Source organism: Prevotella disiens (assembly GCF_900454955.1).
GTDB lineage: Bacteria > Bacteroidota > Bacteroidia > Bacteroidales > Bacteroidaceae > Prevotella > Prevotella disiens.
In genome coordinates, this window is the sequence record NZ_UGTL01000001.1 from 1,450,703 (window position 1) to 1,476,156 (window position 25,454).

At 33.5% G+C, this 25,454-nt stretch carries 28 protein-coding genes and 1 tRNA gene; 24 read left to right on the plus strand and 5 right to left on the minus strand.

Annotated features, from left to right (window positions below):
- Positions 1 to 31 precede the first annotated feature (31 nt).
- From DYI03_RS06375 to DYI03_RS06395, 5 genes are all read right to left on the minus strand, one after another.
- Entirely contained in the window at positions 32 to 445 is a 414-nt protein-coding gene (locus DYI03_RS06375) for a hypothetical protein (protein ID WP_021669588.1), read from the minus strand.
- Between the two features lie 31 nt (positions 446 to 476).
- The gene (locus DYI03_RS06380) at positions 477 to 872 is read right to left on the minus strand and encodes a hypothetical protein (RefSeq protein WP_021669587.1); all 396 of its coding nucleotides are present in this window, start codon (positions 870 to 872) and stop codon (positions 477 to 479) included.
- Between the two features lie 65 nt (positions 873 to 937).
- Complete coding sequence (locus DYI03_RS06385; protein WP_115367957.1) at positions 938 to 1,429, minus strand: RNA polymerase sigma factor; 492 nt, start codon at positions 1,427 to 1,429, stop codon at positions 938 to 940.
- An 86-nt stretch (positions 1,430 to 1,515) separates the two neighbouring features.
- The gene (locus DYI03_RS06390) at positions 1,516 to 1,827 is read right to left on the minus strand and encodes a T9SS type A sorting domain-containing protein (protein WP_021669585.1); all 312 of its coding nucleotides are present in this window, start codon (positions 1,825 to 1,827) and stop codon (positions 1,516 to 1,518) included.
- A gap of 168 nt (positions 1,828 to 1,995) precedes the next feature.
- Positions 1,996 to 2,808: a hypothetical protein gene (locus tag DYI03_RS06395; RefSeq protein WP_021669584.1), complete on the minus strand. Its 813-nt coding sequence runs from the start codon at positions 2,806 to 2,808 to the stop codon at positions 1,996 to 1,998.
- A 184-nt stretch (positions 2,809 to 2,992) separates the two neighbouring features.
- Between DYI03_RS06395 and DYI03_RS06400 the strand changes: the two genes are divergently transcribed.
- The 24 genes from DYI03_RS06400 (at position 2,993) to DYI03_RS06515 (ending at position 25,452) form a co-directional block, all read left to right on the plus strand.
- Complete coding sequence (locus tag DYI03_RS06400) at positions 2,993 to 4,267, plus strand: replication-associated recombination protein A (RefSeq protein ID WP_021669583.1); 1,275 nt, start codon at positions 2,993 to 2,995, stop codon at positions 4,265 to 4,267.
- Between the two features lie 13 nt (positions 4,268 to 4,280).
- Positions 4,281 to 5,237 carry a D-2-hydroxyacid dehydrogenase gene (locus DYI03_RS06405; RefSeq protein ID WP_021669582.1) on the plus strand — a complete coding sequence of 319 codons (957 nt, stop codon included), beginning with the start codon at positions 4,281 to 4,283 and terminating at the stop codon, positions 5,235 to 5,237.
- Between the two features lie 33 nt (positions 5,238 to 5,270).
- Positions 5,271 to 5,906 carry a trimeric intracellular cation channel family protein gene (locus tag DYI03_RS06410; protein WP_004358038.1) on the plus strand — a complete coding sequence of 212 codons (636 nt, stop codon included), beginning with the start codon at positions 5,271 to 5,273 and terminating at the stop codon, positions 5,904 to 5,906.
- A gap of 113 nt (positions 5,907 to 6,019) precedes the next feature.
- Positions 6,020 to 6,093 (plus strand) — tRNA-Arg (locus DYI03_RS06415).
- Between the two features lie 434 nt (positions 6,094 to 6,527).
- Positions 6,528 to 7,736, plus strand: coding sequence for a GDP-L-fucose synthase family protein (locus DYI03_RS06420; protein WP_021669581.1), 1,209 nt, complete (start codon positions 6,528 to 6,530; stop codon positions 7,734 to 7,736).
- Positions 7,737 to 7,767: 31 nt separating this feature from the next.
- Positions 7,768 to 8,955, plus strand: a complete 1,188-nt coding sequence (locus DYI03_RS06425; protein ID WP_025064568.1) for a hypothetical protein — start codon at positions 7,768 to 7,770, stop codon at positions 8,953 to 8,955.
- A gap of 77 nt (positions 8,956 to 9,032) precedes the next feature.
- Positions 9,033 to 9,242 carry a hypothetical protein gene (locus tag DYI03_RS06430; protein ID WP_021669579.1) on the plus strand — a complete coding sequence of 70 codons (210 nt, stop codon included), beginning with the start codon at positions 9,033 to 9,035 and terminating at the stop codon, positions 9,240 to 9,242.
- A gap of 11 nt (positions 9,243 to 9,253) precedes the next feature.
- Positions 9,254 to 10,363: a DegT/DnrJ/EryC1/StrS family aminotransferase gene (locus DYI03_RS06435; RefSeq protein WP_025064569.1), complete on the plus strand. Its 1,110-nt coding sequence runs from the start codon at positions 9,254 to 9,256 to the stop codon at positions 10,361 to 10,363.
- Positions 10,356 to 11,573, plus strand: coding sequence for an ATP-grasp domain-containing protein (locus tag DYI03_RS06440; RefSeq protein ID WP_021669577.1), 1,218 nt, complete (start codon positions 10,356 to 10,358; stop codon positions 11,571 to 11,573). Before DYI03_RS06435 ends, DYI03_RS06440 begins: the two co-directional genes overlap by 8 nt.
- Positions 11,574 to 11,850: 277 nt before the next feature.
- Positions 11,851 to 12,963, plus strand: a complete 1,113-nt coding sequence (locus DYI03_RS06445) for an ATP-grasp domain-containing protein (RefSeq protein WP_021668727.1) — start codon at positions 11,851 to 11,853, stop codon at positions 12,961 to 12,963.
- Positions 12,960 to 13,406, plus strand: a complete 447-nt coding sequence (locus DYI03_RS06450; protein WP_021668726.1) for a GNAT family N-acetyltransferase — start codon at positions 12,960 to 12,962, stop codon at positions 13,404 to 13,406. Before DYI03_RS06445 ends, DYI03_RS06450 begins: the two co-directional genes overlap by 4 nt.
- Positions 13,407 to 13,459: 53 nt before the next feature.
- Entirely contained in the window at positions 13,460 to 14,890 is a 1,431-nt protein-coding gene (locus tag DYI03_RS06455) for a lipopolysaccharide biosynthesis protein (RefSeq protein ID WP_021668725.1), read from the plus strand.
- Positions 14,890 to 15,819: a glycosyltransferase gene (locus DYI03_RS06460; RefSeq protein WP_021668724.1), complete on the plus strand. Its 930-nt coding sequence runs from the start codon at positions 14,890 to 14,892 to the stop codon at positions 15,817 to 15,819. Before DYI03_RS06455 ends, DYI03_RS06460 begins: the two co-directional genes overlap by 1 nt.
- A 1-nt stretch (position 15,820) precedes the next feature.
- Positions 15,821 to 16,153, plus strand: a complete 333-nt coding sequence (locus DYI03_RS06465) for a GT-D fold domain-containing glycosyltransferase (RefSeq protein ID WP_021668723.1) — start codon at positions 15,821 to 15,823, stop codon at positions 16,151 to 16,153.
- 130 nt (positions 16,154 to 16,283) lie between these two features.
- Entirely contained in the window at positions 16,284 to 16,553 is a 270-nt protein-coding gene (locus DYI03_RS06470; RefSeq protein WP_147287667.1) for a hypothetical protein, read from the plus strand.
- Positions 16,554 to 16,565: 12 nt separating this feature from the next.
- Positions 16,566 to 17,474 carry a GT-D fold domain-containing glycosyltransferase gene (locus DYI03_RS06475; protein ID WP_021668721.1) on the plus strand — a complete coding sequence of 303 codons (909 nt, stop codon included), beginning with the start codon at positions 16,566 to 16,568 and terminating at the stop codon, positions 17,472 to 17,474.
- A 9-nt stretch (positions 17,475 to 17,483) separates the two neighbouring features.
- Positions 17,484 to 18,455, plus strand: a complete 972-nt coding sequence (locus DYI03_RS06480; RefSeq protein WP_021668720.1) for a hypothetical protein — start codon at positions 17,484 to 17,486, stop codon at positions 18,453 to 18,455.
- Positions 18,456 to 18,459: 4 nt separating this feature from the next.
- Positions 18,460 to 19,419, plus strand: a complete 960-nt coding sequence (locus DYI03_RS06485; protein ID WP_021668719.1) for an ATP-grasp fold amidoligase family protein — start codon at positions 18,460 to 18,462, stop codon at positions 19,417 to 19,419.
- A gap of 10 nt (positions 19,420 to 19,429) precedes the next feature.
- Positions 19,430 to 20,542 carry a CapA family protein gene (locus DYI03_RS06490; protein ID WP_021668718.1) on the plus strand — a complete coding sequence of 371 codons (1,113 nt, stop codon included), beginning with the start codon at positions 19,430 to 19,432 and terminating at the stop codon, positions 20,540 to 20,542.
- A 21-nt stretch (positions 20,543 to 20,563) separates the two neighbouring features.
- On the plus strand, positions 20,564 to 21,853 hold the full coding sequence (locus DYI03_RS06495) for a nucleotide sugar dehydrogenase (RefSeq protein ID WP_021668717.1): 1,290 nt from the start codon (positions 20,564 to 20,566) through the stop codon (positions 21,851 to 21,853).
- Positions 21,853 to 22,824 (plus strand): glycosyltransferase, encoded by a 972-nt coding sequence (locus DYI03_RS06500; protein WP_021668716.1) that lies wholly within the window; start codon positions 21,853 to 21,855, stop codon positions 22,822 to 22,824. Before DYI03_RS06495 ends, DYI03_RS06500 begins: the two co-directional genes overlap by 1 nt.
- On the plus strand, positions 22,824 to 23,402 hold the full coding sequence (locus DYI03_RS06505) for a serine O-acetyltransferase (RefSeq protein WP_021668715.1): 579 nt from the start codon (positions 22,824 to 22,826) through the stop codon (positions 23,400 to 23,402). Before DYI03_RS06500 ends, DYI03_RS06505 begins: the two co-directional genes overlap by 1 nt.
- 104 nt (positions 23,403 to 23,506) lie before the next feature.
- Positions 23,507 to 24,484, plus strand: a complete 978-nt coding sequence (locus DYI03_RS06510; RefSeq protein WP_021668714.1) for a glycosyltransferase family 2 protein — start codon at positions 23,507 to 23,509, stop codon at positions 24,482 to 24,484.
- Positions 24,481 to 25,452 carry a glycosyltransferase family 2 protein gene (locus DYI03_RS06515; protein ID WP_021668713.1) on the plus strand — a complete coding sequence of 324 codons (972 nt, stop codon included), beginning with the start codon at positions 24,481 to 24,483 and terminating at the stop codon, positions 25,450 to 25,452. Before DYI03_RS06510 ends, DYI03_RS06515 begins: the two co-directional genes overlap by 4 nt.
- The last annotated feature ends 2 nt before the right edge of the window (positions 25,453 to 25,454 follow it).

Genomic DNA, 25,454 nt, shown 5'->3' on the forward strand with positions numbered 1-25,454 from the left:
TCTCCTTGGTTTGTCTTATAAAAAATAATTATTATTTGCGTGATGCTTTCTTAAGATATTGTTTGTGGAAACGTCGCTCTGCCTTCAAAACATTGAATAGTTTTGTTGCAGGAATGACAAGTAACATCTTCTGGTGGTAAGCTTTTTCAACTTGTTTTATTTGAATACGCAGGTTATCACTGGTCATAATAGCTGTACGAGCCACATTATTATTTTGAGGCACACACTTTTGTTTGGCACAAACTGACGCATGTAATGCACGCTTTTTAACTTGCATTTCATCGTATATTTTGAAGAAATTATTCGCTTCTTTCTCTGTCAAATTTACCGTAGACAATATGTATTGACGTAATTCTGTCTTAAATTTATTGGGGTCAAACTTATGCTGCGCAAAAGTATTTATTGCACAACTCAAAGCTATAAATAAAATAATTATCTTTTTCATATTCAATATGTTATAAGAAAAACATTAATGATTAATTATCCGCTAAATAATTGTACATATCATCTTGGTCTATCATCATGTACTCTTCAGCCTCTTCCATTTCAGACGAATCTATTTTCTTTTGCGAAGTGGGTTGCATCATAAGTTTATTAACTTTTGTTTCAACCTTTTCAGCAGATTGATATTGCTGGAATAAATTTATGCTAGCCACACCTACAACGATAAGTCCAACAAAAGAAGCCGCAATAAGGAGCGGGCGAAAACGTCTAATAGGCTTGATATTTACTTTTTCGTGATTATTAGTGTCATCTTTAACTTCCACAATTTGAGAAATAATCTGCTCATCTAAATTGTCAAAGTAACCTTCTGGCAATTTAAAGGGCCGTTTATTTCCATATTCTGAAAGTAGTTTTTCTTCTAAGTTCATGACAAATGTACTTTATTTTATTACGATATTTATATGACGCGTCTACCAAGGATAGGTTTAATGAATTATTGATGAAGTTTGATATATTCCGTAATTTTCTTTACCGCAATATGATAAGATGCTTTCAACGCTCCTTCCGATGTTCCTAATACTTCGTGAATTTCAGGATATTTCATTTCATCATAATAGCGCATCAAAAACACCATTCGTTGCACATCAGGAAGCGTAGCAATCGCCTCTTGTAAAAGTGCTTGCCCTTCATCTCCGTCAAAATAATCATCTGCAATTAGCACATTGGCTATACCATTTTCAAAATTATCTGAACTAATAGCTGTCTTATTTTTCTGCTTGCGTATGAAATCTAATGATTCATTAATAGCTATTCGGTATAACCATGTGGAAAATTTTGATTTTCCTTGAAAGCTGCTTAAATTCTTCCATGCTTTCATGAATGTATTTTGTAACACGTCATCGGCATCTTCGTGTGACAAAACAATACTGCGTATTTTCCAATACAGCGGTTCACTGTATTTTTTTACCAACTCAGCAAATAAAATTTGCCGTTTATTGGAATCTGATAATAATTTTAGTAGGTCTGTTTCAAGTCGTTCCACAACGGGAAATGGCTTTAAAGGTGATAAGGTTATCGTATTGAAATCTTGCGAACGACCTTTCCTACCTTAATTATATAGCAACCTTTTGGCAAACTAAGGCTATAGCGTTTGTCTTGACCGTCGATTTTAATGCTCATAACACGAACGCCCACAACATTATAAATGTATAATGTTTCATTATCAGCACCTTCTACTCGCAGAACATTTCCGCTTATTGAAATAGAAATTGTATTAATTTCTTGCTCTTGCATTTCAATGGTTGTTGCAGCTTGAACCATATTAGGCAAAGCAGCACCGAGCAAAATGAAAGCCAATAATAAAGTGTATATTTTCTTATTCATACGCAGTTTAAATATCTTATTTATGCAAAGATAGTGATTTTATTTCAGAACTAAAGAAAAAACTATTTGCAATTAAAAATTTTAAGGTTAATTAAACGTTTTAATTCGATACAAAAAGACTCTGCAAAAAATAGTGCAGAGCCTTGTTCTTAATCATATATTTGAACTTTAGAAATCTTCATCAGAAATATCTTCTGCCCGTATATCTAAATCTTCAGGACTTTCTTCAAATGTAGTTCTGTAACTTTCTTCAATAAGTTTTTCTTCATCAAAATCATCTTCGTCATCTTCCATTTCGTTTTCACTCTCAAGTGGAAGTTCGTCTTCCTCTTCATCACCATTAGAAGAAGATTTACTCTTTGGCATGATGTCTTCAAAGTCATCAATATCCTCTTCACTCATAGGAACTTCGGTCTTTTCTTTCACAAAAATAGCTTCCGTCCATGCACCTTTACTAATTTCGAGAACTTCGTAACCTTCTTCTACTTTTTTATCATACAACCCACCCTCTTTTTTCAAGCGAGCAGTTGGCAATGTTGTTGTAGTTACTTCAAAAGCTGAGAGTATAATATCTTGAGTTTCTTGTGGAAGACTATCCCAACCGCCACCGAAATTTGCTTCTAAAACTTCTACTATTTTGCTAGCAGAAACACGATGAATATTGTTTTTTGTTAAGTCTGAAATACGATTAATAGGCTTTTTCTTGATTGCCCATTTAATGGTTGTATTATCATCAAGGCGAACTTGACCAACTTTGCAACCTCTATCTTCATATTTTTTGATTACTTCGGGTCTATCAACTTTCACCTCTTCTACTATAAAAGCACTTTTTATAACATCAAGAAAACTTTTCTCATTTCCTTTTAAATCTGTATCGCGTTCGGCTTGACTCCATAATCTGAAAATATCATTTTCTTGTATGTCCCAAACAGTTGTCTTTGTTAAATTTTTCAGTGAAAGTGATTTTCCTTGTCGCTTCATATTTTTTATTATAAACGTTGCTTTTTATTAATCATTCGAAGATTGTGGTGCAAAAGTATATACTAAAAACTAATCTTGCAAGAATTTTATATTAAAAATCAATCTATAATGAAAAATCCCATAAAGTGGTTGGAAAAATCAAATAGATTTCTTAACTTTGCATATATACATTATATAATTTGGAATGGAACCATTAGCAGAAAGAATGAGACCTCGTACGCTTGACGAATATGTTGGGCAGAGCCATTTAGTTGGCAAAGGTGCTGTCTTGAGGAATATGATAGACTCAAGACACATTTCCTCGTTCATCTTGTGGGGACCTCCTGGAGTTGGCAAAACAACATTGGCTCAAATCATAGCAAACAAGCTTGAAACACCATTTTATACGCTTTCGGCGATAGCAAGTGGTGTAAAAGATGTTAGAAGTGTTATTGAAAAAGCAAAAAGCAACCGATTTTTCAATGCCCCCTCCCCCATTCTATTTATTGATGAAATACATCGTTTTTCAAAATCGCAACAAGATTCATTGCTTGGAGCGGTGGAAAAAGGCGTGGTAACACTCATTGGAGCAACAACAGAAAATCCATCTTTCGAAGTAATTCGACCTCTTCTTTCACGCTGCCAAGTATATGTTTTAAAAAGTTTAGATAAAAAAGAACTGCTCAAACTACTTGACCAAGCTATTACGAAAGATATTTATTTAAAAGAAAAAGATATAAAAATTAAGGAATCTGAAGCACTATTGCGTTACAGTGGAGGCGATGCAAGGAAGCTATTGAATATCCTTGAATTAGTAATAGAGGCTTCCGAGGAAGATAATAAAGTAATTATCACGAATGAAAACGTAGTAAATTGTTTGCAGCAGAACCCATTGGCTTACGACAAAGATGGAGAAATGCACTACGATATTATTTCGGCTTTCATAAAATCTATACGAGGTAGCGACCCAGATGCAACGCTGTATTGGATGGCAAGAATGATTGAAGGGGGGGAAGACCCACAATTTATTGCAAGAAGATTGGTGATTAGTGCTTCAGAAGACATTGGATTGGCAAATCCTAATGCGCTGTTATTGGCAAACGCAGCATTTGATACTGTCATGAAAATTGGTTGGCCAGAAGCACGAATAGCATTAGCTGAAGCTGCTGTTTACTTAGCGGTATCACCCAAAAGCAATTCGGCATACCTTGGAATTGACGCTGCTTTAGCAGAAGTGAAAGAAAGTGGCAACCAACCCGTGCCGTTACCAATTAGAAATGCACCGACAAAATTAATGAAATCCTTAGGATATAACGATGGATACAAATACCCTCACGATTATCCTGGGCATTTCACAGAACAACAATATTTACCTGATGCGTTGAAAAACAAACGTTTCTGGTATGCACAACATTCTCCTCAGGAAGAAAAACACTATCAATGGATGGTGCAATGCTGGGGAGAAAGATATAAAAAATAAAATAAGAAGAAAGATGAAAATTGTAGATTTAGATGGTTATGCCGCTAATCCTGGTGATATTTCATGGGACGGCGTAAAAGAATTGGGAGAGTTTGTACTCTATGATTACACTGATGACGACCAAATTATCGAAAGAGCAAAGGACGCAGATATTATCCTTGTCAATAAAATTAACATGACAAGAGAAGTGATAGAAAAACTTCCCAAGCTAAAATACATAGGAGAATTGGCAACAGGATTCAATAACATTGACCTTCAGGCTGCCAAAGAACATGGAGTAATCGTAACCAACATTCCTGCTTATAGCACAGATAGCGTAACACAATTTGTCTTTGCTCATTTATTGAATGTCGCAACGCATACTGACCATTACGCTAACGAAACACGAAAAGGAGTTTGGAGCGAACAAAGAGCTTTCTGCTATTGGGACGAACCTCTATTCGAACTTGCAGGGAAAACATTAGGTATTGTAGGATTAGGCAATATTGGTTCAAAAGTTGCTTGGGTAGGACACATGTTAGGCATGGATATTTCAGCCTACACAAGTAAAAATAGTAGCGATTTGCCTGAATGGATTAGAAAAACTACATTGCAAGGACTTTACAACACAGCTGATATTATCACACTTCACTGCCCATTGACAAAGGAGAATACCCACATGATAAACGATGATGTATTAGCCCAAATGCGACCAAACACTATTCTCATCAACACGGGACGTGGCGCACTCATTGATGAAGAAGCCGTGGCGCGAGCATTAAAAAAGAAACACCTCAAAGCATATTGTGCTGACGTGATGACACAAGAACCACCAGCAAAAGACAATCCACTGCTGAAAGTTGAAAACGCATACATCACACCACACATAGCTTGGGCAACTGTCGAAGCAAGACAACGATTGATGGATATTTGCGTAGAAAATATTAAAGCATTTATCAATGGCAATCCTCAAAATGTGGTAAATAAATAAAACAAAGAGTTACTATCATTAAGGAAAACTAACATGACATATAATGACCCGCATTACGTTAATGCGCTTCTACAACTGATAGAGGGATTAGGAACTCTTGCTTTTGCAATATCAGGCATTAGGCATGCCGCAGAAAAACGCTTCGATTGGTTCGGAGGTTACGTTTGCGGCATTGCCGTAGCTATCGGTGGCGGAACAATACGCGACACCATGTTAGGAGTAAAACCATTTTGGACAACTGACGTTCGCTATATACTCGTAACAGCGATAGCACTGCTCATTACCGTAATTTTACGGAAGCACATGAAACGATTAAACAATACATGGTTTGTATTCGACAGTTTAGGATTGGCTTTCTTTACAATAGCAGGTATGCAAAAAACTTTATCATTAGGACACCCTTTTTGGCTCGCTATCATCATGGGGTGTATCACAGGAGTAGCAGGAGGCATTATTCGTGATGTACTGCTCAACAATGTACCTGTAATTTTCCACAAAGAAATCTATGCTATCGCAAGCGTGGCAGGCGGAATACTATACTGGGCTATGCTTTCACTCAATTGTGGACTAACTTTTACGGTAATTGTAACTTTCTTCTTAATCATCGCAATTCGCTTTATTGCAGTTTATTACCACGTTTCATTGCCAACGCTACACGATGAAAGCTAAAAAAAGTTGTAAAAAAGTTGCGAAAAAATTTGGTGGGTTTCAGAAAAAACAATACCTTTGCACTCGCAATTAAGGAACAACACTAAGTATCCGAAATGCAACCATTAAAAAATGGTTCCGTAGCTCAACTGAATAGAGCATCTGACTACGGATCAGAAGGTTGTGGGTTTGAATCCCGCCGGAATCACAAAGAGTTTAGAAACTATTTCTAAACTCTTTTTTTATGAACCTCAAAAAAACACAAAACAATAGGTTTAGAGCGTCAAAACAGCCTCTTTTAAAGAGCAAAATAATAGGTTTGCAAAAATCACTATATTTTCGTTAAAAAAAAATCGAATAAATTACACTTATAAGTTGTTACTAACAAAAAAATATTTGTACCTTTGCATGCAAATAAGAATAAGGAATCTGACAAAATAGCTCTGCGGGTAAAACAACCTATAGGTGGAGAAAGAGTTAGGAAAATTCCAACTAAACCCTTTTTACAATAAAAAAGGGAGAGTTGTTGGTCTCTATTAGCAACTATCTTCAACATCACATTTATACACGAATATTGCACCTATTTCTTTTTCAAGAGTTGGTAAAAAGAATGTTCAGATTCAAATAATTAACAAATCCTCAATGTTAGAAAAATCGTCTAAGATTTATATTGCAGGACACCGCGGATTGGTGGGTTCAGCAATATGGAACAATCTCTATCAACGTGGTTTTCAAAATCTTGTAGGTCGTACTCATCACGAGTTAGACCTTACAAATCAGCAAGCTGTTGAAGATTTTTTCGCAACAGAACGTCCTGATGCAGTTGTCTTGGCAGCAGCATTTGTGGGAGGAATTATGGCAAACAGCCTTTATCGTGCCGACTTCATCATGCAAAATATGATGATGCAATGCAACGTTATTTCGTGCGCTTATAAATATAAAGTAAAAAAATTACTCTTCCTTGGTTCTACTTGTATCTATCCGAAGAATGCACCACAGCCAATGAAAGAGGAAGCGTTATTGACTTCACCTTTGGAATACAGCAACGAAGAATATGCCATTGCGAAGATTGCAGGTCTGAAAATGTGCGAAAGCTATAATTTGCAATATGGAACAAATTATATTGCAGTGATGCCGACTAACCTCTATGGACCTAACGACAACTTCCATTTAGAGAATAGCCACGTCATGCCAGCCATGATGCGCAAAGTTTATTTGGCAAAATTAATTCATGAAGGCAATTGGGAAGCAATAAAAATAGATATGAACAAGCGTCCTATCAATCCCGTTGCAAAACTTAGCGAACAAATTGGTGCTGAAAATGTTGATGGCAATGCGCCTAAAGAACGCATTCTTAAAGCATTAGCATTCTATGGCATAGAGGATAATAAAGTTACACTTTGGGGGACAGGCTCTCCATTACGCGAATTTCTATGGAGCGAAGATATGGCAGACGCATCAGTCCATGTACTCTTAAACGTTGATTTCAAGGATATTATTGGCATCGAAAAGTATTCAAGCGTGTTCTATGGTGTAAAAGCCGATGGCGAAGTAAACCGTAACAATAGCGATGGGCGTGGTGGAGCAATACCAAACTTAGGAGAAATTCGCAATTGCCACATCAATGTAGGTACAGGTATCGAACTAACTATCAAAGATTTATCCCAATTAGTTGTCAAGGCTGTTGATTTTCAAGGCGAAATCGTTTGGGACAAAACAAAGCCAGATGGTACACCTCGCAAACTCATTGATGTAACAAAGCTACATTCATTAGGTTGGCAACATAAAATAGAAATTGAAGACGGAGTCAAGAAACTATACCAATGGTATCAAGCATCATTAGAACAATAGTTCTAATCTTATGCAATTCCTAAAATACGCAATGAAATCAAAAGAAATAAACAACTTTCTCCGAGTTTCAACTATATTGATTCTTGCTCTCGTAGGCATTGCAAATAAAGGGTTTGCGCAAAAATACACGCCTTTCACTAATATTATAAATGCAACCAGAGAGAAACCATTTTCAGCAATAACAATTACCAACAACGCTAAATGGAAATTTGAATCTGATGCTTTTATAACTTATGGTTCATATTTATACGCAGGAACACAAGCTACACCTGCAAAATATCTTCATATTAGCACTGAAAAAGTCTTTCACAATATTTCAAAAGTAATAGTATGGACATTACTTAAAAATCCTGCAGAAGGTATTTTAAAAATTGGCAACGCAACATTTCAAGCAAAAGAAATACAATATTCCAAAGGAGTTTATGAAGGATATTGGTTCGTTTTTTCTCCCAACACTCCTATAAAAGGAAATATTGAAATTCGCATAAATACAAAAGGTAACTTAACAAATAAAATTATATTAAAAGAAATTGAAGTTACCAATTTAATGGACGATAAATCCGAAAATGCTGAATATATCAAACAAAATATTGAACAAAAAGATAATATTATACAGCTCAACCGCACCATTTCGAAAGACTATTGGAACACTTTCTGCGTACCCTTCAATCTTACAAGTACACAAATAAAAGAAACTTTGGAAAATGTTCAAATAAAAGAATTTACAGGTGGAGTTAATGGTACTAACATGATTTTCAGAGATGTTGCAGAAATAAAAGCTGGCATACCCTATATTATCAAACCAACCAGAACAAAAGAAAAGCCAATATTCAAATATATTGAATTCACGGCTGAAACTCCTGAAACAATTTCAACTATAAATGGAGAATATAGCTTTATAGGTACTTACAGTCCTACTGAAATAAAGACAGATGGAACAGAACTTTTCCTCGGCGATGGTGATGCATTGTTCAAACCAACTCCAACAGGCAATAAAATATTTGGGAATAGAGCCTATTTTAGAATACCCAATAAGGTAAATAACGCTGAACAAAAGTATTCAATAATAGACAAAACAACAGCAAATATCAGTATTCCAACAACAAAGAAGATAGAAGTAGACCAAATATACACTATAGATGGAAGAAAACTCTACCCTACTTCAATATTAAAGCCTGGAATTTATATCAAAAACGGCAAAAAATTGCTCGTGCAATAATATCCCAACTTTTCATCATAAAGTGAAAACTAACAAGGAAAAACTATGAAATAAGAAACACAAAAGAACTTTAATAAATGAATCACACAAGAAAAAAGTATATAAATCCAAAAACAAGCATAATAAATATAGAAACTTCCAACAACATCATTGCAGCAACTGACCCTATTGCCAATCTAAGCAACATACAAGGTTCTATCGTCAACACTGGCGGAGAGGTTGGAACAACAGACGCAGCTACTGCACATGCTAAGCCTTTCAATGGTGATTTATGGGGAGAATATTAAAATCAGTCAATATGGATAACGAAAAAATTACAGTAACATCGCCATTATTACCCAATCTTGATGAATTTCAAGAAATGCTTAAAGATATTTGGAATAGAAAATGGCTCACAAATAATGGGCATTACCACCAAGAACTTGAAAAAGCATTAGCAGAATATCTAAAAGTGCCTTATGTGGCACTTTTCACAAATGGAACTCTACCATTGCTATGTGCCTTGCAAGCCTTACGCATAACAGGCGAAGTTATTACCACCCCATATAGTTTTGTTGCTACAACTCACTCCTTATGGTGGAACAATATAAAACCTGTATTCGTAGATATTGACCCTGAAACGTGTAATATTGACCCTGACAAAATAGAGGCTGCTATCACACCACAAACCACTGCCATTATGCCTGTACATGTTTACGGAAAACCATGTGATGTGGAGCGTATTCGAGCAATAGCAGACAAATATGGTCTAAAAGTGATTTACGATGCTGCTCATGCCTTTGGTGTAGAAGTTTGTGGCAAATCCATCCTTGAAGCTGGCGATATGTCTACTTTAAGTTTCCATGCAACAAAGGTTTACAATACAATAGAAGGTGGAGCATTGATTTGCCATGATGAAAAGACGAAACAACGCATAGATTATCTGAAAAACTTTGGCTTTGCAGGCGAAACCACCGTTATAGCTTCGGGCATCAACGGAAAAATGGATGAGGTACGTAGCGCATACGGATTGCTCAATCTGAAACAAGTAGACAACGCCATTGCAGCTCGCCAACGTGTAGCCAACGCCTACCGTGAAACCTTACGCAACGTAGAAGGCATCACCTTTATGGACGATATGCCAGGAGTACGCCACAACTACAGCTACTTCCCCATCTTTGTAGACAAAGAAAAATATGGTATGACACGTGACGAACTCTACTTTAAGATGAAGGAGCAAGGCATACTCGGTCGCCGTTACTTCTACCCTCTCATCAGCGAGTTCTCAACCTATCGTGGGCTTAGAAGTGCAAATCCCGAAAACCTACCTGTGGCACACAGCATAGCAAACAGCGTAATTTGTCTGCCGATGTATCACAGCTTGACAGAAGAAAGTATTACACGCATTATAAAGTTAATAAATGGATAAAACACAGCCACGTATTCTCTTATTAGGAGGATCGCCACAGCAGGTTATTGCCATCAAGAAAGCAAAAGAGATGGGCATTTATACCATCTTATGTGATTACTTACCAGATAATCCTGGACAATTCGTTGCAGATAAATTTTATAACGTAAGTACTACCGATGTTGAAGCCGTATACAAAGTAGCCGAACAAGAAAAAGTAAACGGAATACTTGCCTATGCAAGCGACCCAGCGGCTTTACCAGCAGCAATCGTTTCAGAACGATTAAATCTTCCTACAAATCCTTCAAGCTCTGTTGCTATATTGGGAATAAAATATCAATTTAGAAAATTCTTATCAGACAATAATTTTGCTTGTCCCCAATATGTAACATTTACCCCTAAAACTTCCGAAACAGAACTAAAAGAACTCATTTCTAAATTTTCCTTTCCAATTATCATTAAACCTACCGACTCTTCAGGCTCGAAAGGAGTAACAAAGATAGAATCAATTCATCATAATTTAGACGAGGCTATTACGTATGCGAGTCAATACTCACATAACCAAATTCTTATAGCAGAAGAATTTATAGAACGTGGCTTTCCCTATGTAATAGGAGGGGATATTTTTGTAAAAGAAGGCAAAATTATCCTCTTCGGAGAGATGAGCTGCCTACGGGACAATGCTAACAGCGCACTTATCCCAATTGGGGAAAAAAAGCCCTCTGGACTTGATAGTCAGCAAGTTACAATTGTACACAAGGATTTACAAAGGATTATCAACGCCCTTAATATCCGCTTTGGAGAACTAAATATAGAACTGCTTATTGATAAACAAAACAGAGTACATTTCTTAGAAATAGGTCCACGGGCAGGAGGTAATATGATACCCATCCAGTTGAGCGACATCTTTAAGGTAGACTTGGTCAAAGCCAATATAGCTGCTGCCATAGGTATCCATTTCGACCTTTCCTTGGAAGAACAGGAAGGTTGTTTTATGCATTACGTACTCCATAGTTATGAAGAAGGCGAATTTGATAAAATAGAGATCGCACCTGAAATTGAAAAATCTGTTTATAGAAAAGTAATTTATAAAACAGAAGGTGATAAAATAGAATTCTTTGATGGAGCAGGAAAAGCTATTGGTATCATATTCCTTAAATTTAACACCATAGAGGAAATGGAATACTTCTGCAAAAACCACGAACAACTTGTCAAAGTCAATTTAAAATAGTAAAGGCTGGTTCTATAAATTACCACCGCATATAGTCATTAAATTTTTATGAAATACGTTTTGTTATCTTTTGGCTTCTTTTTATATAAAACAGGCTGCGCCTCAACAATTCAAACAAGTTTGATTGCATTCGGCTTGCTCCGTTTTTGGTTCAAAATGTAAGTTCGTTCAGTCGTGTAGCTCGCTACACTCCTTCACGCTCTTGCATTTTGACCTCAAAAATAAGTTCAAAATCTAACAAAGCTAATTTATAGAACCAGCCTAAAGACAAAACATAATGAAATTAGCAATCATAGGTGCCTCCATCGGTCAGATAGAAGTCTGTAAAAAGGCAAAAGAAATTCCAAACTTAGAAACATACTGCTTTGCATGGGAAAAAGGTGCTGTATGCAAAGACTTGGTAGACCATTTCGTGCCTATATCTATTATGGAAAAAGATGCCATAGCAGACAGATGTAAAGCACTCAAGATAGACGGAGTAGTTAGTAATGCTTCGGACAAGACATCCCTGACAACTGCCTATGTCGCCGAAAAATTAGGACTACACACAACACCTTACAGCCAACTGTTAAAGATTAAGGATAAAAATTGGGTGCGCCAGCAAACAAACAATATACTTGGACTGACAAGTATAAGGTTTGAGAAAGTAAACTTCCAACGCATCAAAGAAAAAATATTCTATCCTTGTGTGATAAAACCCATCACAGGGGCTGCAAAAGTGGGGGTAAACTTCCTCAATTCAGAAAATGACTTCAACACCCTGCAAATAGACGAAGCACTCAAAGAAAGCGATTTCCTAATAGAAGAATACATAAAAGGAAGAGAAGTGTCAGTAGAATCCTTATCTTACGAAGGACAACATAATGTTATTCAGATTACGGATAAAATATCAACAGGTGCACCACACTTTGCAGAATTAGGACACAACCAGCCAGCCGACTTGCCACAGCATATTTCAGAACAAATCTGCAAATTGATTCCTGAAATATTAACAGCAGTAAATTTCACAAATGGTGCATCACATATAGAATTGAAAATATCGCCAGATAATAGAATATACCTCATAGAGATAAATCCAAGAGGTGGAGGCGGCCAAATATCGAATAGGCTTGTAACATTAAGCACGGATTGCGATTATATCAAAGAATTGATAAATATTTCAATAGGGTCGTATGCTTACAAGCCTACGACAAATACAGCCTTTTGTGGTATTCGCTTCCTATGTGAGCAAACAAAACATCTGCTCCATTATGCTATCAATGCCAAAGATTATCCTGAAATCATAGAATACAAATATGATGGAAACCCATTGATAGAACAACACACGAACTACGAACGCAATGGATATATACTTTTTTCTAAACAAGCATTTAAAAACGAATTAAAATGAGCATAAAAAGATTACAAGATATAGATAATTGGGATATAAAACTTAAGGATTATATTCATACACTTTCAGAAGAAGATAATGATTCTAAAGTATATCTAAATATTACATGGCAAGAAAAAATCATAAAATACGGAGATATATTTGTTAGTTATAATGAACAAGCACAACAAATAAGAGGTTGGATTCTCATCTATTGTAATAATATAAACACATTAACCGCCTATTGTGCTGGATTAAATGTACTAAAAGAGTATCGAGGAAAGAAAATAGGAAAAGAATTATTAACACAAGGTGTTAATTTGTGCAAAAACAAATTTAAAGTTTTAACCTTATATTGTAATCCGAAAAATAATATAGCACTTAATATGTATAAATCATTTGGTTTTAAAGAAAGAAACATAAAAAAAGATGAGCTTAATTTATTTGCATTGGATTTAGAATAAAAGACTAAATATTCTGTACATCAAAATATTTTTCCAAACGAGTAAATAGTAAAATGGAGTCATTAAAGCAAAAAACAAAAAGCGGATTACTTTGGAGTAGCATTGAACGCTTTTCCAACCAGGGTGTTCAATTCTTATTTTCTATAATGTTAGCAAGACTACTTGCCCCTTCGGATTATGGTATTGTGGCTATGGTGGTAATCTTTTTTGCCATAGCGCAAACTTTTGTTAACAGTGGTTTTAGCAGTGCAATTGTAAGAAAAAAAAACAGAACGGAAGCGGATTTGTCTACTTGTTTCTATTTTAATATATTGGTTGGCTTTGGTTTTTATATTTTGCTGTTCCTGTGTTCTCCTTTCATTGCCGATTTTTATGACCAGCCAATTTTATCTCCTATCGTAAAAATATCCGGACTCACCGTTCTCATCAATTCGCTGTGCATCGTTCAGCAAGCCCAATTTACGATTCGGATTGATTTTAAGACACAAGCAAAAGTAACATTAACGAGTACAGTCATATCCGGCATTCTTGGAATACTATTGGCATACTTAGGTTATGGTGTATGGGCTTTGGTTTGGCAGGGAGTGATAGGGTCTTTTATACGAATGCTTCTCTTATGGCTATTTTCAAAGTGGCGACCGCGAGAGTCTTTTTCTAAAGACTCGTTCCATTATCTTTTTGGGTATGGTTCAAAGTTGCTGGCTTCTGGATTATTAGATACCACCTACAACAACATATATCCAATTGTCATTGGAAAATTCTACAGTCCGGCTCAATTGGGTAATTTCTCACGTGCACAGGGATGGGCGTCGCTCCCGTCATCGAATATTACAGATATTCTCCAGCGTGTTACTTTTCCTGTCCTAACTGAGATGCAAGATGATGATGAACGTCTTGCCACCAATTACAGGAAATTACTGCGATTGTCTGCCTTTGTTGTTTTTCCGTTGATGATGCTATTGGCAGCTGTCGCTTCGCCTTTGGTACGAGTGGTTATTACAGCAAAGTGGGATGCTTGTGTACCGTATCTGCAGATTATTTGTTTTTCCATGATGTGGTATCCTATACATGCCATCAATCTAAATCTCTTGCAGGTGAAGGGTCGGTCTGATTTGTTTCTCAGACTTGAGATTATCAAAAAAGTAGTTGGAGTGTCGGTCATGTGTGTGACAATTCCATTGGGTGTCACAGCGATGTGTTTTGGAATGGTGTTCACATCAATCAATGCGCTTTTTATTAATACATATTATACAGGAAAATTGATTAATGTAGGATATCTCACACAGATGAAAGACTTATTGCCTATCATTTTTATTTCATTGTTGATGGGTACTTTCGCCTATGCATCCACATGGCTTTTTTCTACAGAGTGGATCAAACTGTTCATGGCTGTTGTGATAGGTGGTATTACATATCTTATCTTAAGTAATTTTTTTGCTAAAGATGAGTACATAGAAGTGATGAATGTAATAAAAAGAAAATAATGGAAGACTTACCTTTGGTAACAATTAAGTGTTTAGTGTATAATCATGAGCCATTTTTACGCCAATGTTTGGATGGCTTTGTCATGCAAAAAACTAATTTTAGGTTTGAAGCGTGGATTCACGATGATGCATCTACGGACAGATCGGCTGAAATTATCCGAGAGTATGCTAAGAAATACCCAGAAATTATCAAACCATATTATGAAAAAGAAAACTTATATTCTAAGCATGACCAAAGTTTCAGAGAAGTCACAATGAATCCAAAGTATCTAAAAGGAAAATACATTGCCTTTTGTGAGGGCGATGATTATTGGAGGGATGAATATAAATTGCAAAAACAAGTAGACTTTTTGGAAGCGCATGAGGATTATGTAGTATGTTGCCATGATTATTTAGTATTGAATCAATCAACAGGTGAATTGAAAGCAAATCCCGGTTTTGTTGATGTTAATTATCAGCGCAAGGGAAGTTTTGATTTCTTAACATTCAACTATTTTGACGGATGGTACACATCACCTTTGACTTGCATGTACAGAAATGAGGAGTTTGTGTATCATATGCCTACGGAAAAATTTCCATATTTTATAGATACGGTGTTTTATTATTATTTATTAAAGCATGGTAAGGGGGCTCTATTAAAAGATCGTATGGCTGTCTATCGTGTGCACTCTGGAGGAATTTATTCTGGTGCAAGCCCCAAGTTCAATCATTATAGAAATATTGCTAATCTTTCTACTATTTATAAGCTGGATCGCGAAAAAAGAATACTTCCAGCTTTGCATTATAATGAAATTGAATATATAAAATGCTTGATAGCAGAATATAGATATTTAACCGTCGTCAAAGAGTATTTGTGCATAATTAAAAGAATGCCGATTAGATACTTCTTTAGCACCATTAAATATTTTTTGGCAAATAAAACAACGTAGAATGGGAACAATAAAAGATTTAAGGACGTTTGTTAAGAACTTTATTTATGCACATATAATAGTTCCATATAGATATTATCTATTTTCAAAGAAAATAGATATTCGAGATGGGATTGAGACTATAAGCTGTATTATTAAACATAACTTGTCAATTTCGAGATTTGGTGATTATGAGTACATGTCATTGTTTAATGAGTCAAATAATTTTAACAAAGAAAATACGAGATTGGCTGAAAGATTAAAAGAAGTACTTCAATCTAATAATCCTAATTTACTTATATGTCTTCCACATGCTTTCCATAGTTTGAGTAATGACAATAAACATGCCCTTTGAAACCTACAACCAATTCGTAACAGACTATGTCTATCAGATTTCTTTCGCTATTATGGGAAAAGTGAGATATATAGCAGAGCCGATGTGCGTTTACCGTGCTTACGTTCCTGGTTCATGGTCTTCACGACACATGGAAAATGATGTAAATGCTGAAAAACAAATATTAAAAGGAGAACACAAACTTTTAGAAGATTTAAACAGATGGTCAGAATTCAAATATGATAATTGGTTTAAAATGCGTTTCTATAGAAGACTTTGCTTTTTTTATCAAAAAGTAGAAAATTACAAAAAGGCTAAAGAAGTATATTGGAAAAGCGTTGAATTCAATGGCATCGTACCTTTTTTTAATTGTTTAAGAGAATATAGGTTTTTATGGCGTAAACAACATCACATAATATAATTAATAGAAATTATGAGCTATTTACTACAAGATATACTTACTTCGATAAAATACAGAAGTACTATTATTAGATATTATATATTCTTTCCTATTTTATATCTATTTTGGAAATTTCCTAAAGCAGAAACTATAGAGGAAACACTTGAAAAATTAAAAGAAGAGAAATACTCTATATCGCGTTTTGGAGATGGTGAATTAGACATTATGTGGGGAGCGACTGAAGGTTTCCAGAAAGCAGATAGAAATTTAGGATATAGATTAAAAGAAATTCTTAATAGCAACGAGCCTAATATTCTAATAGGAATTGCTGATTTCTACCATAAAAACTCGAATAATAGAGAAAAACAAAACTCCTATGCAAAACAATTTTGTATAAAAAACCTCCCCAAAATAATTCGTACTTTTAAGAGAAAAGAATTTGCTAATGCCTATATTTCAAGACCCATAACAACTTATAAAAATATTGATGCAAAAGAAGTTTTTGAACAGATAAAAAAAATATGGGAAAAGAAAGATTTATATGTAGTAGAAGGAGATAAATGCCGATGTGGGATAGGAAATGACTTATTTGCACTATGTAAATCTGTAAAAAGAATAATTTGTCCTTCAGAAAATGCATATGACAAATATCAGGATATACTTTCAAAATGCAAGGAATTAATCCCAAAAGAAGCAGTTGTTTACTTAGCTTTAGGCCCAACAGCCTCTATATTAGCATATGACTTGGGAAAAGAAGGATATAAGGCTTTAGATTTAGGACATTTAGATATAGAATATGAATATATGAAACATGGTGCAATTGATGGACAAAGAATTAAAATACCAGGTAAATATGTCAACGAAATTGCCAATGGCTGTAAGGTAGATGATTCTATCATAAACGAAGCATATATAAATTCTATAATTTGCAAAATAAATTAATTATAACAAATGCAATTACATGATATTTACATTCACTCTTACAAGCATATCAGAAACTGCTACAAATTAGCAGAAGGGGATACGAGTTTCTTTGCTGTAAAACCTATAAAAATAATTTGGTTTAGATTTTTCTATTCGATTCTCACACTTATTGCGTGGATTGCTAACAAAACGTTACCATTATATTTACATTATACAAAATCTAAGAATCTCTCTATACAAGAGAATATTGTAGTCTCGTTAACCTCTTTTCCAGCTCGCATTAACTATGTTTGGCTCACAATTGAAACTATTAAAAGGCAGACCATAAGACCATTTAAAATAATTTTATACCTTTCAAAAGAACAATTTCCTAATCAAGATAATGATTTACCACAAAATTTACTTAATGAATGTGATGAACTCTTCGAAATTAAATTTGTAGATGATGACTTGCGTTCTCACAAAAAATATTATTATGCATTTCAAGAATATGCTAATAAAAATGTTGTTACATTTGATGATGATGTTTTCTATGAATCACATATTTTAGAATATTTATATCACTCACATAAAAAGAATGTTGGTTGTATTATAAGTAGCAGAGCATGCGTTATTAATCCCAAAGCTAAATATCATACCTGGGTACGTCCTAAAGAAAAGAATATCCAGATGGCCAATTTACTTCCAATTGGTATTGGTGGGGTCTTATACCCCCCCCTTAGTTATTCACAAAAGATTTTTGACAAAAAAGCTATAAAAGAAAAATGTTATAAAGCTGATGATTTGTGGTTAAATTATATGTGCAGACTTCAAGGCAGTAAGATAGTAATGATAGATTGGTGTTATGGAAATATTACTATAGATATTAAAAATAATGTCACTCTTTATGATTCAAATATAGACGAAAATGACCAACAAATAAAAAACATAAGTGAATGGGGGAAATTATTGGGACTTCCAGACTTTTTTCATAATAACATATTAAGCAATAAAGGATAATAAAATGAACTGCAACTATTTAAGATACCCAATAGAAACACTAAGAAATAAATTCTATGCAGAATTATTTCGCTCAAATTATTATAAAGAACTGATAAAGAAAGATTTGAAAAAGGCATTAAGCCTACAATATAAAGCTCAGCATCATGAGGAACTTAATTGGGACAACCCACAAACCTTAGATGCAAAAATAATGTGGTTGGAAGTTATGACTGATACCAGTATTTGGTCAGAATTGACAGACAAGTACAACGTCAGAAAATATATTGAACAAAAAGGCTATGCTGATAACCTACCAAAATGTTATGGTGTTTGGGATAGAGTAGAAGATATAGATTATACTACTCTTCCAGATAAATTTGTTATTAAATGCACTCATGACAGTGGCTCTACGTTTATCATAAAAAACAAAGCAAAAAGTAATCTTGAAGAAATAAATAACGAGCTACGCAAGAAACTTGAGCCTATGGGAATAACAACCTGTGAACCTCATTATTTAAAAATTAAACCAAGAATAATTGCAGAAGAATTATTAGAAGATTTTGAAGATGCAAAATGGTCTACATCTTTAATTGATTACAAAATATGGTGTTTTAATGGTAAACCATATATAGCTTTTGTTTGTTATGACCGTAAACGAATGGAAAATGGTCTGATTGGAGTTACATACGACCTCTTTACTTTAGATGATTGGACTCCCAAAAGAGAATTCCTAAGTAAAAAGAATGCAAATTATAAAAACATTCCCAAACCTAAATGTCTTGATGAGATGTTACACATAGCTAAGAATCTTTCTGCCGAGTTTCCGCTCGTAAGAGTAGATTTCTATGTAATTAATAATAAACCTTACTTTGGAGAATTAACTTTTACATCATCAGGAGGACTTAATTATTTCTATTCAAAATTAGGACAGAAAGAAATGGGAAATGCAATTGACTTAAGTAAAATAAAAAGAATTAGATAACGTTTTTAGTATGGATGTAGTTTTAGCGGGTGATTTTTTCCCTAACAACCGAGCTGTAGAACCTGTTCTTCGACAAAAAGAATCCATTTTTACTTCATCGATCAGAAAGATTATTTCAGAAGCCGATTTTTCTCTTTTAAATTTTGAATCACCTATAATAGATGGGACTGAATTTAAACCTATAGATAAATCTGGACCTTCTCTAAAAAGCACAAAAGAGAGTGGCGCATATATAAAATCATTAGGGTTTGATATGGTTGCATTAGCAAATAATCATACATCAGATTATGGAATTGAAGGATTACGCAATACAATTAATGTGTTTAAATCCTTGAACATAATGACCATAGGTGCAGGAAATAATATTGAAGAGGCCTCTAAAATAGAATACAAAAAAGATTTAGCCGTTATTAATTGTTGCGAAAATGAATTTGGAATTGCTACAGCTACAACAGCTGGTGCAAATCCATTAAATCCTATATCTCAATACTATAAAATAATAGAAGCTAAAAAAAAAGCAAAATATATTATTGTTTTTGTCCATGGTGGAATGGAACATTTTCAATATCCTTCTATAAGAATGAAAGAAACATATCGCTTTTTTATAGATGTAGGAGCTGACGCTGTTATAAATACTCATCAACATTGTTTTTCAGGCTATGAAGTTTATAAATCAAAACCTATATTTTACGGATTAGGAAATTTCTTTTTTGATAGCTTTGATAAATATGAAAAATCTACTATATGGAATTATGGCTATATGGTCAAATTACAAATACAACAGAATATAGAGTTTAAATTAATACCCTATATACAATGTGCTGAAGAACCTATTGTTAGATTATTAAAATCAACCGAAGAAGAAGTATTTATAAAAGAGATTCAACATATTAACCAAATTATAGGAGATGATTCGGAATTGACGAAAATAAATAAAAAGTGGAAAGATAATAATACAAATATCTATAGATTTTTATCAAGACCATACAACAAAAAATTTTTTATTTCGTGGATAAAAAATATAATTCCTCTATATTTTAATAAAAAAAGTAAAGAAATTCTATTAAATTGTATAAGATGTGAGTCGCATCGCGAACGCTTTGTAGACTATCTTTTAAAATAAATAAACCAAATAGATAGAATAATGGATAAAAAAAATATTAAAATAGCAGTAATAGGTTTAGGATATGTAGGTCTTCCATTGGCAAGATTGTTTTCTACCAAATACAAGACTATAGGATTTGATATGAACCAAGCTCGTGTTGATGCACTTATGAGCGGACACGATGCAACTTTGGAGGTAGCTGATGATTTGCTTCAAGAGGCCATTAGTAAGAATGGTTTTAAATGCACAACTAATTTGGACGAGATAAAGGATTGTAATTTCTATGTTGTAGCTGTTCCGACACCAGTAGATAACAACAATCGACCAGATTTAACTCCGCTAATCAGTGCAAGTGAAACTGTTGGAAAGGTTATATCTAAAGACGATATCGTTGTGTATGAGTCTACAGTCTACCCTGGTGTTACGGAAGAAGAATGTCTGCCTGTTGTAGAAAAAGTATCGGGCTTGAAATTCAATGAAGATTTTTTTGCAGGCTATTCTCCTGAACGCATAAATCCTGGAGATAAAGAGCACACTGTTGAAAAGATAAAAAAGGTAACATCTGGCTCGACACCTGAAATTGCTGATATTGTAGATAATATTTATAATTCAGTTTTAATAAATGGAACACACAAAGCACCATCAATAAAAGTCGCTGAAGCATCGAAAATTATTGAGAATTCTCAGCGCGATGTCAATATAGCATTTATGAATGAATTGGCAAAGATATTCAATGCAATGGGCATAGACACGCATGATGCTATTGATGCCGCTGCCTCGAAATGGAACTTTATTAAATTAAGTCCAGGATTGGTAGGCGGGCACTGTATTAGCGTTGACCCTTATTATTTAATCCAAAAAGCACAAGTATATGGTGTTTTACCTCGGGTTATGTCGAATGCACGCCGTTTGAATGATGGTATGGGGGCTTATGTTGCTAATCAGACTATAAAATTGATGAATAAGAAAGGGGTAATGGTAAAAGATGCCAATATTCTTATTCTTGGTATAACATTCAAAGAGAACTGCCCCGATGTAAGAAATACCAAAGTAGTAGATATTTACCAAACACTATTAGAATACAGCAATAATATAAGGGTATATGATCCGTGGGCAAATCCTGAAATTGTAAAAAAGCATTATAACATCCATATACAGCAAGACTTAACACAAGTAGAAGACACTAAATATGATGCTGTAATTTTAGCAGTTTCGCACAAAGAATTTCTTAATATGGATATACGCTCCTTACTAAAGAATAAAGAAACAGGAGTCGTTTATGATGTTAAAGGAGTACTCTCTACTGATATAATAGATGCAAGATTATAATGAAAATAAGTTTTGTTATTCCTGTCTATAATGCTGAGTTATATTTAAATAAATGCATAAAAAGCATTTATAATTCAGAATTACCTGATACAGAGTTAGAAATCATTATGATTGATGATGGCTCGACTGACAATAGTGTAGAAGTTGCAAAACAAATATGCCAACAATACAAAAATACGATGCTTCTTGAACAAGAAAATCAAGGTTCAAGTGTAGCTCGTAATGCTGGTATAGAAAAAGCTACAGGCGATTATATTTGGTTCATAGATAGCGATGATTATTTAGATTCTTCATTATTAGGAAGAATTAAAAACGACATTATAGAAAATAATTTTCCCGATATATTTGCTATTCAATTAAAACTTATTGATGGTAAAACGACATGTATAGAGTGTTCGCAACAAAAGGTAAAGCATAACGTTATCTTAAAAGGACGTAATGCTATTCTAAGTGGTTATCAGCCTTCATCGGCATGTGCCTTAATCTGTAAGAGAGATTTTATCAAAAAACATCAGCTAAGATTTTATGTTGGTATCTCTCATCAAGATGTTGAATTTTCAATGCGGGCAGTAGCATTAGCTAAAAATATTTATTTCTCAGATTACCAAGCCTATATCTATATAAAACATAGTGGCTCTGTTTCTAAGCCGAAAACAGTAGAAAAACAATATTTCTATACTATTGGCGATATGTATGTTGCATTATCTCATCAGAAGTTTATAGAAACACTTGAAGATAAAGAACTGCAAGATTATATTCTTAGATGGAGTAATAATATTTTATTTAATCTCGTGTTATCCATAAAATGTAGTAATAACCCATTAATAGATAAAAACTTCAGAAAGAAAGTTCTCACTGATATGAAAAGTCATGGCGTCTTTCCTCTTCAAGGTCCTTTTGTTTCATGGAAAGTATTGCTTTTTAGCAAGCTATTAAATATTTACTATAATGTTTATAATTTATTTTTCTAATGAAACAAAAAGATTGGTTATATATTGAAAGTGATTATTATCGTTGGACAAGGATTTCCAGAAATAATGGAGGAGGAAGGTTCTTCCATCTTAAAATAATAATATTTGCCCTATTCGGGCGTATACCTGGTTTTACATATTGTTTTTGGTTAAGAATAGCAAATGTAAAAGGAATAATGGGAATAATTGGACGTTGGAAACATTATAAAAATAGAATAAAATATGGAACAGAAATAATTTGGTCTACTCAAATAGGATATGGTCTATTTCTTCCACACCCTTTTTCCATTACAATTAATTCTTCAACAATAATCGGCGATAACTGTTGTATAAATAAAGGGGTAAATATAGGCTCTAAAAACTGCAATGCTGCAATAATTGGCAATAATGTTTATATAGGTCCCAATGTCTGTATTATAGAAAATGTTCGTATTGGAAATAATGTAACAATTGGAGCTGGAGCCATTGTTGTAAAAGATATTCCAGATAATGCAACAGTTGCAGGTAATCCTGCTAAAATAATCTCATATAAAGATCATTCAGACTTAAGACTTAAAGTATGGAGGAATAATATTTAATTAAATATTAAATATGTTGTATTTTTATCATTTCGTTATATTATAAAATTTAAGGATACACTTTTTCCTGATTTTTAATAAAAACAGAGTTTATTATTCAATTTATGAAAAAAATATCAATATTGATTCCTGTTTATAATGTCGAAAAATATCTACACAGATGTTTAGATTCTATATGTAATCAGTTAAATGAAGAGTGCGAATTAGTTATTATCAATGATGGTAGTAAAGATGGTAGTGGAGGTATTTGTAATGAATATCAAAATAAATATCCAAACCTAATAAGAGTTTTTCATCAAGAAAATAGAGGTACAGGAGTTACAAGAAATTCATTACTTAACAACGTACAAGGAGAGTATGTCTGGTTTGTTGATTCCGATGATTTTATAACAGAAAATATACTAAATACCATATTAGAGAAATTAGATGGAGAGATTGAAATTCTTTCTATGTGTTTCAAGAGATTTGGTAATAATAAATATGGCGAATTAGAAAACAAGCCATCAAGACAGAACTTAATAAGTGGTACAAATTATTTAACATCAGAAAAAGTTGATGGTTTTTTGTGGAATAAAATTTATAAACTCTGTTTTTTAAAAGATAATGACATTTGCTTTAACGAAAATCTGAATTCGCAAGAAGATTGGCTTTTCAATATACAAGCATTTATTCTATGCAAAAAAATGTTATTAACGGGCATTTATTCATACAATTATTTTCAAGACAATCAAAGTTCTATTTTGCACTTAAATACGCCAGCTTCTAATAAACGAGATATAGAAAATACATTATTAGCAGAAAAAGAGCTCTTAAAACTTATAAACTTACAAAGGGACAAAAAGGTAAAAAAAAGTTTATCAGAAATACTTTATTTAAATATTGCAGGTTTTTTCTATTCTCTTTATACTAACAATATCTCATCTGAAGAAATCAAACGTATTCTAAGTATTGAAAAAGAAAGAGGATTATATCCTGTTCCATTTACCAAAAACAAACGAGCAAATATATTTTTAATAGGTGCCAACATAAAACCATTATTTATCTTTTTATGCTGGATACGTAATAAAATAAATAAAAAATGAAAAAACTATCATTATTAATTCCAATCTATAACGGCGCAAAATATATTGACGGTTTAATGAATAACATATTAAGCCAAATAACCCCAACGATAGAAAAAGATATTGAGGTTCTACTAATTAATGATGGAAGTAAGGATAACTCTTTTAGTATGTTAAAAGAGTATTCAGCACGTTATCCTGATATTTTAAAAATAGAAACGCAAGAGAATGAAGGAATCGGCATTACTCGCAATCGAATGTTATCATTGGCAAGTGGTATGTTCGTTTGGTATATTGATCAAGATGATTTTATAGAGAAAAATATTCTACAGGAAATTATTCCTATAATAGAAGAAAAATATGATTTAATTAATATTGGTCATACACAAATTAGTACTTCAAATGAGATAATAGAAGAATATTTACCAAAAGAGAAAAGATATGTCTCTGGTCTTCAAATGGTGAAGGAGGGGTATAGAAATAATGCACTTTGGGATAAGATTATAAATAAAAAGTTTCTTCTTAAAAATAACTTGTCGTTTGGTAAGTATAATGGTATGGACGACTTTTTTCTTTCATTTTGTTTAATGGCAAAATGCACGGAAATAAAAACTATTCATAAAACAGGCTATTATCATATAGTTAATCCAAAGTCGTATTCACAAGATCTAACAGAAAAGGTGAGAATTGATTGGGCAGAAGGCTCTTATTCTTTAGGAAATGAAATTTATACATATGTTTCTTCAACATCAAAATACGAACAAGATATACTTAATATTTGGTTCTCTTTATGGTTATTAGGGTTTATATATTCTTTAGTTAATTATAAATATTCTGATAATTATGATTTAAAAATGCTTGAGCGGTTAAAGAAATGTAAGCTTTATCCTATAAAGCCCAAAATGCGCTCTAAACGTCTTCATCTTGTAACCTATATTCTTAATAATTCGCTTGGTTATAGGATTAGCAAATTTTTTCTGACTAATTAATT